14 protein-coding genes are annotated in these 12,906 nt (G+C 63.2%); 12 read left to right on the top strand and 2 right to left on the bottom strand.

Translation table 11 applies throughout. The annotated features are described in order from the left end of the window. Positions 1–93: 93 nt before the first annotated feature. Positions 94–327 (bottom strand): hypothetical protein, encoded by a 234-nt coding sequence (locus tag EDE08_RS18325; protein ID WP_131869973.1) that lies wholly within the window; start codon positions 325–327, stop codon positions 94–96. A 232-nt stretch (positions 328–559) separates the two neighbouring features. Further along, positions 560–802 carry a hypothetical protein gene (locus EDE08_RS18330; RefSeq protein ID WP_131869972.1) on the bottom strand — a complete coding sequence of 81 codons (243 nt, stop codon included), beginning with the start codon at positions 800–802 and terminating at the stop codon, positions 560–562. Between the two features lie 841 nt (positions 803–1,643). Between EDE08_RS18330 and EDE08_RS18335 the strand changes: the two genes are divergently transcribed. From EDE08_RS18335 to cydB, 12 genes are all read left to right on the top strand, one after another. Further along, positions 1,644–2,696, top strand: coding sequence for a catalase family peroxidase (locus tag EDE08_RS18335; RefSeq protein WP_131869971.1), 1,053 nt, complete (start codon positions 1,644–1,646; stop codon positions 2,694–2,696). After that, positions 2,693–3,256 (top strand): cytochrome b, encoded by a 564-nt coding sequence (locus EDE08_RS18340; RefSeq protein ID WP_131869970.1) that lies wholly within the window; start codon positions 2,693–2,695, stop codon positions 3,254–3,256. Before EDE08_RS18335 ends, EDE08_RS18340 begins: the two co-directional genes overlap by 4 nt. A gap of 109 nt (positions 3,257–3,365) precedes the next feature. Further along, a complete protein-coding gene (locus EDE08_RS18345; RefSeq protein ID WP_028180084.1) occupies positions 3,366–3,866 on the top strand; it encodes a Dps family protein in 501 nt (166 codons plus the stop codon). 86 nt (positions 3,867–3,952) lie between these two features. Further along, positions 3,953–4,528, top strand: a complete 576-nt coding sequence (locus tag EDE08_RS18350; RefSeq protein WP_165936012.1) for a histidine kinase dimerization/phosphoacceptor domain -containing protein — start codon at positions 3,953–3,955, stop codon at positions 4,526–4,528. 183 nt (positions 4,529–4,711) lie between these two features. Next, positions 4,712–5,311 carry an HdeD family acid-resistance protein gene (locus tag EDE08_RS18355; protein ID WP_131870241.1) on the top strand — a complete coding sequence of 200 codons (600 nt, stop codon included), beginning with the start codon at positions 4,712–4,714 and terminating at the stop codon, positions 5,309–5,311. Between the two features lie 3 nt (positions 5,312–5,314). Next, the gene (gene fdhD, locus EDE08_RS18360; protein WP_131869968.1) at positions 5,315–6,151 is read left to right on the top strand and encodes a formate dehydrogenase accessory sulfurtransferase FdhD; all 837 of its coding nucleotides are present in this window, start codon (positions 5,315–5,317) and stop codon (positions 6,149–6,151) included. Between the two features lie 105 nt (positions 6,152–6,256). Further along, positions 6,257–6,850, top strand: a complete 594-nt coding sequence (locus EDE08_RS18365) for a YoaK family protein (RefSeq protein ID WP_245524818.1) — start codon at positions 6,257–6,259, stop codon at positions 6,848–6,850. Between the two features lie 130 nt (positions 6,851–6,980). After that, entirely contained in the window at positions 6,981–8,405 is a 1,425-nt protein-coding gene (fumC, locus tag EDE08_RS18370; RefSeq protein ID WP_131869966.1) for a class II fumarate hydratase, read from the top strand. Positions 8,406–8,418: 13 nt separating this feature from the next. Further along, positions 8,419–8,823, top strand: coding sequence for a cupin domain-containing protein (locus tag EDE08_RS18375; protein ID WP_131869965.1), 405 nt, complete (start codon positions 8,419–8,421; stop codon positions 8,821–8,823). A gap of 51 nt (positions 8,824–8,874) precedes the next feature. Beyond that, a complete protein-coding gene (gene mqo, locus EDE08_RS18380; RefSeq protein WP_131869964.1) occupies positions 8,875–10,413 on the top strand; it encodes a malate dehydrogenase (quinone) in 1,539 nt (512 codons plus the stop codon). A gap of 19 nt (positions 10,414–10,432) precedes the next feature. Further along, entirely contained in the window at positions 10,433–11,833 is a 1,401-nt protein-coding gene (locus EDE08_RS18385) for a cytochrome ubiquinol oxidase subunit I (RefSeq protein WP_131869963.1), read from the top strand. Positions 11,834–11,835: 2 nt separating this feature from the next. After that, positions 11,836–12,822, top strand: a complete 987-nt coding sequence (gene cydB / locus EDE08_RS18390) for a cytochrome d ubiquinol oxidase subunit II (RefSeq protein ID WP_131869962.1) — start codon at positions 11,836–11,838, stop codon at positions 12,820–12,822. Positions 12,823–12,906 lie beyond the last annotated feature (84 nt).

The raw sequence follows: 12,906 nt of genomic DNA on the forward strand, positions 1-12,906 counted from the left end.
GTAAACCAAAAAGGCCCGAGACGCGCAACGACACGCTTCAGTTCAGCACGCGCAATTGCGTTCTGCCGAGGCAGCGTTGTCCGGCTGGTGCGCTCAAAAGCCGGACTTGGGCTCGCAGGGCGGGCGTCGCCACGGGGCTGATGCATAGGCGCCGACGTCCGGCGCCCGCGTGCAACCGCGCTTGGAGATAACCGGAACACGTTGAGCCGACGCGTAGGCATCGACATTCGTCCGTCGCGTGTTCGTTTTGCCTTCACGCGCCATCGCCGGGGAAGCAACCATGGCCGCAGCGATCAACCCGGCCGAGAACAGCTTCAGTGTAGTCATCGTACATCTCCTTGACAAAGCGACGCCGGGAACGCCTCGGCTCGCGCATCAGACATGTGCATGCTTGCGCCGGATCGGCAGTATCAATTGAACGATCATTTTCGTCGTTGCACGAAGAGATGCATGTACATCTACGCCACGGGTACGCCGCATCGCGCGGTCCTACTCCGTTCGAGGCGTGAACGATGGTCATCTGAATCTGGTAGCTGTACTTGATTGCTCGTTCGGCTTGTCATCGGCGCCAGTGGTGGCTGCGAACCTGAACCGCGCCAAACACGGGAGCCGCGCCACCGGGGCGCTCGAGTCCCATTCGTCCTGCCGGGGTCAACGCACCACCATTCAGCACATCGCGGTCGGGATACATCGAGGCAAAGGTTGCGGGCTCCTGGTCGGCGAAGGACCAGGCGGCGGAGGCCGACGACACTGTCGCAGCTGAGATCAGCACCGAGGCGATCAGGATCTTGAATGCATTCATAGCGAGTCTCCATTGCTTTCTCGTGCGGAGAGTCGCTTTGTGGGGATCGCTGCTCGGCTGACGGCGTTTCCAGAATTGTATTCTATGTCGAGATATATAGGCAGCCTCGTCCGCAAGGCCCGTGATTGTGCATCACTGTTGCGAGAAGATGGCCGAGTGCACGACATGGAGCCCAGGCTTTCGACGAATACCCCGTACGTCGTCGAACAGAATTCCGTCAGCGATGTCAGAATCGATCGCGTCATCGTGCGATGGTCAAATCGCGCGCGGTGCCCGGTTCTAGACGCAGCAGCCGGGACTGCGAGCCATGAGGTTCATCTCGTTTCTGAGTCGTTGCCTGGATTGGGCTCTCCGGGACCGCATCCGGAAAGAATTCACCCGGTACGGCGCTTCCATCGTCAGAGCGTGGTGGGCTCTGTTCAAGCGGCGGTGGATGCCCCGGGGGCGTCATCCGATCCACCGATCGGATACATTGCGGCCTCAGCAAGCACCGCATCCCCCGTGCTCCGGAATGTTCCGCAACGCGCTCGCCGCTCAGGACTCCGTCACGGAGGAGTGCGCGGACGGTTTCGACGCCTCGTTGCCGGATCAGGATGCCATGACGAATTGTGGCGATCTTGCCATTCCGCGCGCTTGTATCGGGATTGCACGCGGCAGCGCAGCCCACGTGATTGGGCGGGGCAGAGCCTCACGGCATCCAGAAAGTACGTGCCTTCACGAAAATGACGGTGCGTTTGGGAAGATCGGTCTTGCGGCGGTCCGCTAAGTTCCGCTCATGTCATCAAGCGGAGGGCTGCGCGCTTTCGAGCGCCGGGCGGCCGCCGCGTTGCGAGAGGACTTGATGAATCAGCCAGGTAGAGTAGAGCGTTCGAGCCTTGGATGGCTCGTTCTGATTGCCGCAGTGGTCGGCGGTAGCGCCGCCGCCTTTGCGTATACCGCGGGGTGGCTCACGCCGGGACGTCTTACGCCGGATCGCATGATTGCAGCGTTGACGCCTCCGAGCGGCCCGCCGCTGGGGCACCGGCGGAATCATGCCAAGGGAATCTGCTTCACCGGCACGTTCGAAGCGAACGGAAATGGTGTCGAGCTGTCCCGCGCCAAGGTGTTCGTGCAGGGTCGCTATCCGGTTCTGGGCCGTTTCAATCTCGGTACGGCCGATCCGAACGCGGTGGATGCGACCGTGCGCGTGCGCGGCATGGGGCTCCAGATATCGGCGGCGGACGGAGAGGAGTGGCGAATGGCCATGATCAACCCGCCATTCTTTGCGGTGTCCACGCCTGACGCGTTTCACGACCTGCTGGTTGCGGCCGGCAAGAAGGATCCGGAGGCGATGAAGACGTTCATCAGCGCAAATCCGGAGTTCGCCGCTTTCGCAGCCTGGGCCAAGGCGGCGCCCTGGACCGGAAGCTACGCGGAGGATTCGTATAACAGTCTCAACAGCTTCGTCTTCATGAACGCGAAGGGCGATGAGCACACCGTGCGGTGGTCGCTGGTGCCCACGGCAGAGCCTGCTTCCATCGCGCAGGCGGAGCTTGAGAAGCGCGGCCCGGATTTTCTCGAGCAGGAGATCACGACTCGGGTGAAGTCCGCGCCGCAACGGTGGACCATGGTCACCACTGTGGCCGAGCCGGGCGATCCGACCGCTGATCCGAGCAAAGCCTGGCCGGACAATCGGCGCAAGGTCCAGGTCGGAACGCTGGTCGTGCAGCGAATTGAACCCGAGCGGGATGGGCCCTGCCGCGACATCAACTTCGATCCGACCGTGCTGCCGCAGGGAGTCCGGGTGTCGGACGATCCGTTCCCGGCGGCGCGCTCGTCCGTCTACCGCAAATCCTACGATCTTCGCGCAGCCGAAGCCGGCGACTATCCGAGAACCGAGGTTGCCAAGCCATGACCAATGTCCCGCAACGCTTCGCCCCGATCCAGCGGCTGCTGCACTGGCTGATGGCGATCTGCATCATCGCCATGCTCTTCATCGGTGTCGGCATGGTGTCCACGGTGGCCCAGAAATACCTGCCGCTCATCCTGATCCACAAGACGCTCGGCGTTGCGCTGCTCGTGCTCGTCCTGGTCAGGCTGGCGTTGCGGCTTCACTACGGCGCACCGCCATTGCCGGCCGACCTTCCGCCGGCGATGAAGCTGGGAGCGCGATTGTCGCATCTTTTGCTCTATGGCTTCATGATCGTCATGCCCTTGCTAGGTCTCGGCATGCTCTGGGCTGCGGCCTATCCGGTTGTCCTGTATGGCGGGATTCGGATCCCGGCGTTGCTGCCGCAGAGCGACCACGCGCACACGCTGCTTTGGAATGCCCACGTCTATCTCGGTATCGCGTTCTTCGCCCTCGTACTGCTGCATCTGGCAGCGGCGCTGTTCCACGCCCTGATCCGTCGCGATGGCGTGTTCGCGACGATCTCGCCTCTGCCGCAGCGGCAGCGGATGAAGCCGACCGAATGAGTCACCGCGCGCCTGTGGGCGTGCAATCCGGGAACGATGCTTCGGCACGGAAAGACCGGATGCCGGTTCTCCGGCTAGAAACTGTCCACTTTCCAACAAGGAGCCAACCATGACCAAAGCAGACCTGCAAAGCCCAACGGATCTGGGAGCCAATGCGAACCGTGACGTTCCCGCCGCGCTGAGAGCGCTGCTGGCCGACGTTTTCGCGCTGTACATGAAGACGAAGAACTTCCATTGGCACGTATCCGGCAGTCATTTTCGCGACTACCATCTCATGCTCGATGAGCAGGCCGAGCAGATCTTCGCCATGACCGACGATATCGCCGAGCGCGCGCGCAAGATCGGCGGCACCACGCTGCGATCGATCGGTCACATCGCCCGCGAGCAGCGCATTCTCGACAACGACGCGGATTATGTCGATCCGCAGGATATGCTGGCCGAGCTGCGCAGCGACAATCAGCAGCTGACACGGGAAATGCGCCGGGTCCACGAGCTCTGCGACGAATATGGGGATGTCGCCACCGCGAGCCTGCTGGAGAACTGGATCGACGAGACGGAACGGCGGATCTGGTTCCTGTACGAGACCGGGCGGAGCGGTGCGAATTCGTAAGAAGGCAAGCCGTTCGGCCGGGAGGCGTGTGAAGGATGAGCAGTCTCTCGGAGCTATCGCCGGATCGCGGCACCAACGCGGAGCGCATGTTGCTGCGCGAGCTGGCCCATCAGATCGAGGGCGAGCTCGTGTCCGTGATCGAGTTGCTGTCGGAGGCTGCCGGTCGCTGCGAAGGCACGGAGGCGAGAGCGATACTCGCTTCCGTGCAGGATCGACTGGAAAGCCATGTGTGCCTCCACCACGCATTGCAGATGCCCCAGTTCGCCACGACCATCGATCTGGCCTCCTATCTCCAGCAACTGTGCAGGTCGATCAGCCGCTCACGGCTCGAGTATGAGGGCATCGCGCTTTCGCTCCTGCTCCAGCCGCTCAAGGTAAGCTCCGAGCGTTGCTGGCTGCTGGGCATGATCGTCTTCGAACTGATCACCGCCTCGGCGCGTCACCTCTCCCTCGATGGAGCCGGCGCCATCCGGCTCGAAGTCTGGGGAACGGCAAATTCGGTCATGTGCTGTATCATCGACAATGGGACAACCGCCGAAGGCCGTCCCGGGCTCGACCGTTCCATCGTCGATATGCTCGTTGCGCGTCTGAATGGAACGATGGATATCCGCTTCGGACCCGACGGGGCCAGAGCCGTCGTCGAGATCCCGCGTCGGGCCTAGCGCGGTCTCGACGCGCGGCGACGGGAAGCTTCCCGTTCGTGCTCCGCAAGCTCACCGCGCCAACGCTCCGCGTCGTGCAGATCAACAATATCGCCGTTTTTGCGAAAGATGGAGCGCGGGCCTGCTTGTACGCTTTCTCCCATTCATGACCGATTGAGCGGTCATGCGTGCAAGGGTCAAGCCATGGCAGATATCTCGAACTCGAAGGCGTCGCTTGGAAGAGCCATCCACGCGATCAGCGGAAAATGGGGCTGGTTCGTTGCTCTGGGCGCAGGCGAATTGGTCCTCGGTGGCATTGCGTCCGCAAACCTGATGGCCGCCAGTCTCGCCTCCGTGCTGGTCATTGGCGCCACCATGACTGTCGCCGGCGTCTTCCAGATTGTGCATGCTTTCTCTGTGCGCGCTATGCGGGGATTCCTGTTCTGGCTGCTCGCGGGCATTGTTTACGGCGCGGCCGGGATCATCATCCTCTATGATCCGGCCCTAGCCTCGTTCACGCTGTCTCTCGCGGTGTGTGCCTTCCTCGTCGTCGCCGGTGTGATGCGGATCTGGGCAGGTTTTCATATGCGACCGGCTGCGGGTTGGCGCTGGATCGTCGCCGCCGGTGTTCTGACGTTCTGTGTCGGCGTCATGCTGGTGGCGGCTTGGCCCGCGATCGGCCTGTGGCTGCTCGGTGCGATGCTGGTGGTCGACCTGATCTTCCAGGGCTGGGGTTTCATTGCATTCGGGCTGGCGCTCAGGAGCCGGGCGTCCCGCCACTCGGCCCAGCCGGCGACGGTGTGAGCCATGATGACGGGATCGACTTTCACGCGGCACTCGGAAATTGCCTGGCGGGGCGGCCAGACGCAGTCGACCTCTCGGCTGATCGCCGAGGAGACGGCCATCGCGCTCACCTATAACGGCTCGACCCATGCCGTGATGATGGGAACGCCCGCCGATCTCGAGGACTTCGGCATCGGCTTCAGCCTCACCGAAGGCATCGTGAGACGAAGAGGCGAAATCAGGAGCATCGATCTGATTCCGAACGAGCTGGGCGTCGAGGTGCGGATGTGGCTCGATGGCGACTGCTCGGCGTCCCTGGCTGCGCGCCGCCGTGCCATCAGCGGTCCGGTTGGGTGTGGGCTATGCGGTATCGAAAGCCTTGAACAGGCGCGACGTGCGCCCTCACGGGTGAAAGAGCAGAACATGGTCTTTCGCGCGCGGGATCTGCTGTACGCGATGCAGGCCCTGTCTCCGCTCCAGACATTGAATCAGCACACGCGATCCGTTCATGCGGCGGCCTTCTGGACGCCGCGCACCGGCGTCGGTCCCGTCAGGGAGGACGTTGGGCGGCACAATGCCCTCGACAAGCTCGCGGGTGCGGTCCTCCGCGACGGCGATTCGGCCGGCGAGGGCGCCGTGCTCCTGACGAGCCGCGTCTCGGTCGAGATGGTGCAGAAGGCGGCGATGATGGGCGTGCCGGTCGTCGTGGCCGTATCCGCTCCGACCGCGCTCGCCATCCAGACTGCGAAGGAAGCGGGCATCACGCTCGTGGCGATTGCCCGCGATGACGGATACGGCGTGTTCACACACCCGCGACGCGTTTTGCTGCCTGACGAGGCCGCGCCGCGCCTCGGGTGTTGACCTCGCGGGCCGACCAATATGACGACGCAGGCCGCATCTGCGGCGCCGGGGGCGGAGCCACGCGTCACAGCCCATGCGCCGGAGCGATCGCTCCTGGTTGCATCCATGCTGACCATGTCCGGCGGATTCCTCGACGCTTTCACCTGGCTCTCGCTCGGCGGTGTGTTCGCGAGCTCGCAGACCGGCAATGTCGTCTTCCTTGGCATCGATGCCCTGTCCGGGCGATGGCAGCAAGCGGCGCACCATCTGCTGCCGATCGTCGGCTTTCTTCTCGGTGCCTGGGTGGCGATCCGCATGCAGGCGCCGCTGCGTTGTCTCGCTGCGCATATCGTCTGCCTCGCGGCAGCGATGTTGCTGTTGCACCGGGTCCCAGATCCGATCGCCATCCTCATTATCTCCTTTGGCATCGCGCTGCAGTCTGCTAGCTTTAGGCGCGTCGATCGCTGGAGCTATCTCTCCGTCACCGTGACCGGCAACATGTTGCGGGCTATCGATCAGTTCGTCTCGACCTCGGATCGCGACACCTTGCGTGGTGGCGCGGCCATGTTCGTGCTCTGCCTGACGTTCCTTTGTGGCGCAGCCCTCGGCGGCTATGCGACGACGCGGCTCGGAGCGGCCAGTATTGCGGTGCCGATCGCATTGTCGGCATGCGCTTTGCTGCTCTGCTTGCAGAGCCGGATCCGCCGCGATTCCGGTTGAGCGAGTGTTCCGTTATGCCATGCCAATCGGCAAAGGGGCGTTCGTTCGCGAAAGCAGGCTTGCCGGGCGGAACGTATCATTTAAGCGCGCCGGCTGGCGCTTCACGAGATCAACCGCCACGAGGCCAGGGATGAACGACCTCCGCAAAGAGACAGACAGCCTCGGCGAAGTATCCGTTCCCGCGGACAAGCTCTGGGGCGCGCAGACGCAACGTTCGCTCGAACATTTCAGCATCGGCAGAGACCTCATGCCGCGCGAGATGATCCAGTCCTATGCGATCCTGAAGAAGGCGGCCGCGAACGCCAACTACGCTGGCGGTCGTCTCGATGGCAAGCTTCACGAGCTGATCATCCACGTCTGCGACGAGATTCTCGCGGGTCAGCACCACGACATGTTTCCGCTTCATGTCTGGATGACCGGTAGCGGAACGCAATTCAACATGAACGTGAACGAGGTGATCTCGAACCGGTGCTGCCAGATCGCGGGCACGCCGCTCGGCAGCAAGCTGCCGGTTCATCCGAACGATCACGTCAACATGTCGCAGTCGTCGAATGACAGCTTCCCGTCGGCCATGTACATCGCGGCGGCGACGAACGTGACGGAACGCCTGGTTCCTGCTGTCGAAGCGCTGCATGACGCGATCGCGGCAAAGTCGAGCCAGTGGGACGGCATCGTCAAGATTGGCCGCACCCACATGCAGGATGCCACCCCGCTGACGCTCGGGCAGGAGTGGTCCGGTTACGCCGGCATGCTCGCAGACGATCTGACGCGCATCGGCGACGCGCTCAAGGGCGTCTTCCGGCTTGCGCTCGGTGGCACGGCCGTTGGTACCGGGATCAACGCGGCGCCCGGCTTCGCGGAGGCCGTTGCGGCCGAGATCGCACAGTTGACGGGCCTGCCGTTCGTCAGCGCGCCGAACAAGTTCGCGGTGCAGGGCGCGCACGACGCGCTGGTGCAGCTGTCCGGCACGCTGCGGACGCTGGCCGGCTCGCTCTACAAGATCGCGAACGACATCCGCCTGATGTCATGCGGTCCGCGTGCGGGGTTTGCCGAATTGCTGATCCCCGAGAACGAACCCGGCTCCTCTATCATGCCGGGCAAGGTCAATCCGACACAGGCGGAAGCGCTGACGATGATCGCCGTGCAGGTGATGGCGAACGACGTCGCCGTCGGGTTCGGCGGCGCCGGCGGCTATCTCGAAATGAACGTCTACAAGCCACTGATCATCCACAACATCGCGCAGTCCATCACTATCCTGGCCGACGGTTGCACGAACTTCCGCACGTTCCTGGTCGAAGGCACCCAGCCCAATCGCAAGAAGATCCAGGAATATGTCGAGAGATCCTTGATGCTGGTGACTGCACTGGCGCCAGTCATCGGTTACGACAGGGCGTCACAGATCGCGCACTACGCAATGGAGAACGATCTCACGCTGAAATCGGCAGCGCTGAAACTCGGCTTCGTCACCGAGGCGGAATTTGACCGTATCGTGGATCCCGTGAAGATGGTCAGACCCTATGTCGCCGAGATCAAGATTGGTACGAAGGCTGGTTGAAGGGAGAGAAGTAATGATCCGCTGTGTACGTCTGTGGACTGGACAGGACGCCAATTCGCATTTCGAGGAGGGTTTCATCGAGCTGGAGCCCGGCCAGCGCGGCGACTTCCTGAGCGGAAAGATCGATGCCGTCAGCGTCTCCTTCCAGGAGACCGAGTCGGGCGGCGCCTTCTCCTGGCACACCGCGCCGATCCGCCAACTCGTGATCACGTTGAGTGGAACGCTCGATTTCCAGACGCGTGATGGCCATCACTTCCTCATTCATCCCGGCAATGTCCTGCTGGCCGAAGACACCGCAGGATCGGGCCACAGCTGGAAGTTGACGGACGATTCGTCCTGGCGCCGCGCCTACGTGGTGCTGCGGCCGGGAGCAGAAGTGCCGTTCCGTGCCAAGGCGCCGCAGCCCGAGCGGGCCTGATCGGCCATCCAGAGCACAACATCGAACACCAACTGAACGAAGAGAGGCGCCATGCAGGCAACTTCCGACCACGAATGCGACGTCGTCCTCATCGGCGCAGGCATCATGAGCGCGACCCTTGGGGTTCTTCTCAAGGAGTTGGAGCCCTCCCTCACGATCCAAATGCTCGAGGCCCTCGAGGATTGTGCGCTCGAAAGCTCGGACGCGTGGAACAACGCGGGCACCGGGCATGCGGCCAATTGCGAGATGAACTACACGCCGGAGAGGCCCGACGGCAGCGTCGATATCTCGAAGGCGCTCCAAGTCAATGTCGAGTTCGACCTGTCGCGACAGTTCTGGTCCTATCTCGTTGGGCGTGGCGCGATCGCCGATCCGCGATCCTTCATTCATCCCGTGCCGCATATGAGCTTCGTGCACGGTGCCGACAACGTCGCCTTCCTCAGGAAGAGATTCAAGGCGATGGCCGCCCATCATTGCTATGAGGGCATGGAATACAGCGAGGATCCGACGAAAATCGCCGAGTGGGCGCCGTTGGTAATGGGTGGCCGCACCGGCGGTGATCCCGTGGCGGCAACGCGTATCATCACGGGGACCGACGTCGACTACGGCTCACTGACGCATCTTCTGGTCCGTCATCTCGTCGGACAGCCGGGCTGCGCCGTGCACTACAAGAGCTGTGTCACCGATCTCGCTCGCGAGCAGGACGGTCGCTGGCGCATCGAGGTGCGCGACGCCGACAGCGGCGAGACGCGGTCCGTCCGCGCGAAGTTCGTCTTCATCGGTGCCGGTGGCGGTGCGCTGCCGCTGCTCGAGAAGTCCGGGATTCCGGAAGGACGCGGTTATGGCGGTTTCCCGGTCAGCGGGATCTGGCTGCGCTGCGATGATCCGGAGATCAACCGGCGTCATCATGCCAAGGTCTACGGCAAGGCCGCGGTCGGCTCGCCGCCGATGTCGGTGCCGCATCTCGACACGCGCGTGATCGGTGGCCAGCGCTCGTTGTTGTTCGGCCCCTATGCCGGCTTCTCGAGCAAGTTCCTCAAACATGGCTCGCTGCTCGACCTCTTCGAGTCCATCCGTCCCGCGAACGTCAAGCCGCTGCTTTCGGTGGCGCGCGACAATTTCGATCTGACCGAGTACCTGGTCGGACAGGTGCTGCAGTCCGAGAGCCACCGTCTGGCGGCGCTCGACGAGTATTTCCCGAAGGCAGACCCGAAGGACTGGAGGTTGCAGGTGGCGGGCCAGCGCGTCCAGATCATCAAGCCCGATGTCACGCGCGGCGGACTGCTCGAATTCGGCACTGAGCTCGTCGGCGCGGACGATCATTCGCTGGTCGCCCTTCTCGGCGCCTCGCCGGGCGCCTCCACCGCGGCCTTCATCGCCATCAGCGTGCTGGAGAAATGCTTCGCCGGCGAGCTGACGGCAAGCGCCTGGCTGCCGAAGCTGAAGCAGATCATCCCGTCCTATGGCGTATCGCTGATCGATGACGCGGATTTCTGTCGCCAGATTCGTGCCGCGACGGCGGAGGTGCTCAAGGTCGACAACATCCCGCTGCCGGCCGCGCAGGCGGCGGCGCCCCCGGCACGGGCATGATTGGAGAGGAGGCTTCCCAATGGATCCGACGGCGCTTCTCCTGTCCAGGCTGCAGTTTGCCTTCACCATCTCGTTCCACATTATCTTCCCGGCGTTCACGATCGGGCTTGCCGCCTGGCTGACCGTGCTCGAAGCGATGCACCAGTACAGCGGCAGGCCAGTGTACCGGACGTTGTTCGAGTTCTGGCTCAAGATATTCGGCGTCGCCTTCGGCATGGGCGTCGTGTCCGGCGTCGTGATGGCGTTCCAGTTCGGAACGAACTGGAGCGTGCTGTCCAAGATGTCGGGGCCGATCCAGGGCCCGCTGCTGGCCTACGAGACGTTCACCGCCTTCATGCTGGAGGCGGGTTTCTTCGGTATCCTCATCTTCGGACGGCCTCGGGTGCCGCCCTGGTTCTATCTGTTCTCGACCGCGATGGTCGCCCTCGGAACCACGCTGTCGGCGTTCTGGATCATGGTCAACAACAGCTGGATGCAGGTGCCGACCGGCTATGTCCTGCAGAACGGCCAGTTCGTGCCAGATGATTGGGCGCAGATCATCTTCAACCGGGTGGTCTGGGTCAGGTTTCCCCACATGTTGCTCGCCTCCTATCTGACGGGCGCGTTCTGCGTGGCGGCGACCGGCGCGTGGTACGTGCTGCGGCGGACCTATCGGCCCGAGGCACATGTCATGTTGCGCATGGGCCTCGCGCTCGCGGCCGTGTTGCTTCCAGTCCAGCTGTTCATCGGGCATCTCGTCGGCGACTACGTTCACGATTACCAGCCGGCCAAGTTCGCCGCGATCGAAGCGCGCTGGCATGACGAGCAACCGGCTTCGGAGGTGCTGATCGCGATCCCGGACTCCAGCACCGAATCGAACAGATATGCGATCTCGATCCCGGTGCTCGGCAGCATCATCGCGAGCATGAGCCTGAGCTCGAAGGAGATCGGCCTGAGCAGCTTCGCGCCGCAGGACCGCCCGCCGGTGGCAATCCCGTTCTTTGCCTTTCGCATCATGGTCGGCTGTGGCTTCGTGATGCTGGGGCTTGCCTGGCTCGGGACCTGGCTCGGGCTCAAGCATCGGCTCGAGCGCAGCCGCTTGCTGCTGTGGGGCATCTTCCTCAGCTTTCCATTGCCCTGGATCGCCATCCTCACGGGCTGGTACACAGCGGAGGTCGGCCGCCAGCCATGGACGGTCTATGGCGTGCTACGTACGGCAGATGCCGGGACGCCGTTCCTGACCGCGTCGGCTGCCACGGCTTCGCTGATCCTCTTCGTCGCGGTCTATGCCTTCATCTTCTCGTTCGGAACCTATTACATCTATCGGCTCTTGCGCGCCGGACCGGCGGGACTCGGTGGCAAACCGCTGGACGTTCCCGTGCCAAACCGGCCGATGTCGCTCGCCGACAAAATGCCGACAATCGTCGAGGCGGGAGAATAGCCATGGTTACGTTCTGGGTTGCGCTTCTTGCCACCAGCATCCTGATCTATCTCCTCCTGGATGGCTTCGACCTCGGGGTTGGGATGCTGTGCGGCCTCGCACGTAGCGAGGCGAAGCGGGAGACGATGCTGCACACGGTTGCTCCGGTCTGGGATGGCAACGAGACCTGGCTGGTCGTCGCCGGCGTGATCATGTGGGGCGCGTTTCCGCTGGCATATGCCACGGTGATGTCAGCCTTCTATATCCCTGTCATCGTGATGCTGCTCGGATTGATCCTCCGCGGCGTTGCGTTCGAGTTTCGCAGCAAGGCGCTCCGTTCGCGCTGGATTTGGGACGTCAGCTTCGTCGCGGGCTCGTTCGCTGCCAGCTTCATGCAGGGCGCGATGGTGGGCGCCCTCGTCGAAGGACTTCAATTCTCCAACGGCGACTACGTCGGGGGTACGTTCGGCTGGCTCACCGCCTTTTCCGCCCTGTGCGGGATTGGACTCTGCTTCGGATATTCGCTGCTCGGCGCCTGCTGGCTGGTGCGGAAGTGCGATGGTCTCGTTCGGGACGCCGCGCGGCGCCAGATCCCGCCGCTGGCGATCGGGGTCCTGATGTTCCTGATCGTCGTATTCGCCTATGCGCTTGCCGAACATCTGCCGATTTTGCAGCGTTGGACCGACCGGCCCTATCTGTTCCTGTTTCCGCTCATCGGGGTCGGTGCCGCTGCCGTACTCGCCACGAGTGTCCTGCGCCACGACGATTACTGGCCATTTCACATGGTCGCGCTGATCTTCGCGGCGGCGTTCGGCACGCTCGCCCTGTCTTTCTGGCCCTATATGATCCCGTTCGTCCTGACGATCGACGAGGCTGCGGCGCCTCATGCAAGTCTCGCGTTCATGTTCTGGGGTGCCGGCCTGTTCGTCTTTCCGCTGATGCTGCTCTATGCCGCGGTCGGCTACCGCGTCTTCCGCGGCAAGTCTGTCCAGGCCGTCGACCACTACTGAGGGCCAGACGGCTCGAACTTGCCGCGGAACTACAGCGGACAAGAAGAAAGGCGCCGTTGCCGGCGCCTTTCGCGTTGAGGAGCT

It is taken from the genome of Bradyrhizobium sp. R2.2-H (genome assembly GCF_004346455.1).
Taxonomy (GTDB): domain Bacteria; phylum Pseudomonadota; class Alphaproteobacteria; order Rhizobiales; family Xanthobacteraceae; genus Bradyrhizobium; species Bradyrhizobium diversitatis.

Coding starts and splice junctions, on each gene's coding strand:
- EDE08_RS18340 (WP_131869970.1), top strand. CDS start 2,693: ATGACCAATGTCCCGCAACGCTTCGCCCCGATCCAGCGGCTGCTGCAC.
- EDE08_RS18385 (WP_131869963.1), top strand. CDS start 10,433: ATGGATCCGACGGCGCTTCTCCTGTCCAGGCTGCAGTTTGCCTTCACC.
- EDE08_RS18330 (WP_131869972.1), bottom strand. CDS start 802: ATGAATGCATTCAAGATCCTGATCGCCTCGGTGCTGATCTCAGCTGCG.
- fdhD (WP_131869968.1), top strand. CDS start 5,315: ATGATGACGGGATCGACTTTCACGCGGCACTCGGAAATTGCCTGGCGG.
- EDE08_RS18350 (WP_165936012.1), top strand. CDS start 3,953: ATGTTGCTGCGCGAGCTGGCCCATCAGATCGAGGGCGAGCTCGTGTCC.
- cydB (WP_131869962.1), top strand. CDS start 11,836: ATGGTTACGTTCTGGGTTGCGCTTCTTGCCACCAGCATCCTGATCTAT.
- EDE08_RS18355 (WP_131870241.1), top strand. CDS start 4,712: ATGGCAGATATCTCGAACTCGAAGGCGTCGCTTGGAAGAGCCATCCAC.
- EDE08_RS18325 (WP_131869973.1), bottom strand. CDS start 327: ATGACTACACTGAAGCTGTTCTCGGCCGGGTTGATCGCTGCGGCCATG.
- mqo (WP_131869964.1), top strand. CDS start 8,875: ATGCAGGCAACTTCCGACCACGAATGCGACGTCGTCCTCATCGGCGCA.
- EDE08_RS18375 (WP_131869965.1), top strand. CDS start 8,419: ATGATCCGCTGTGTACGTCTGTGGACTGGACAGGACGCCAATTCGCAT.
- EDE08_RS18365 (WP_245524818.1), top strand. CDS start 6,257: ATGCTGACCATGTCCGGCGGATTCCTCGACGCTTTCACCTGGCTCTCG.
- fumC (WP_131869966.1), top strand. CDS start 6,981: ATGAACGACCTCCGCAAAGAGACAGACAGCCTCGGCGAAGTATCCGTT.
- EDE08_RS18345 (WP_028180084.1), top strand. CDS start 3,366: ATGACCAAAGCAGACCTGCAAAGCCCAACGGATCTGGGAGCCAATGCG.
- EDE08_RS18335 (WP_131869971.1), top strand. CDS start 1,644: ATGAATCAGCCAGGTAGAGTAGAGCGTTCGAGCCTTGGATGGCTCGTT.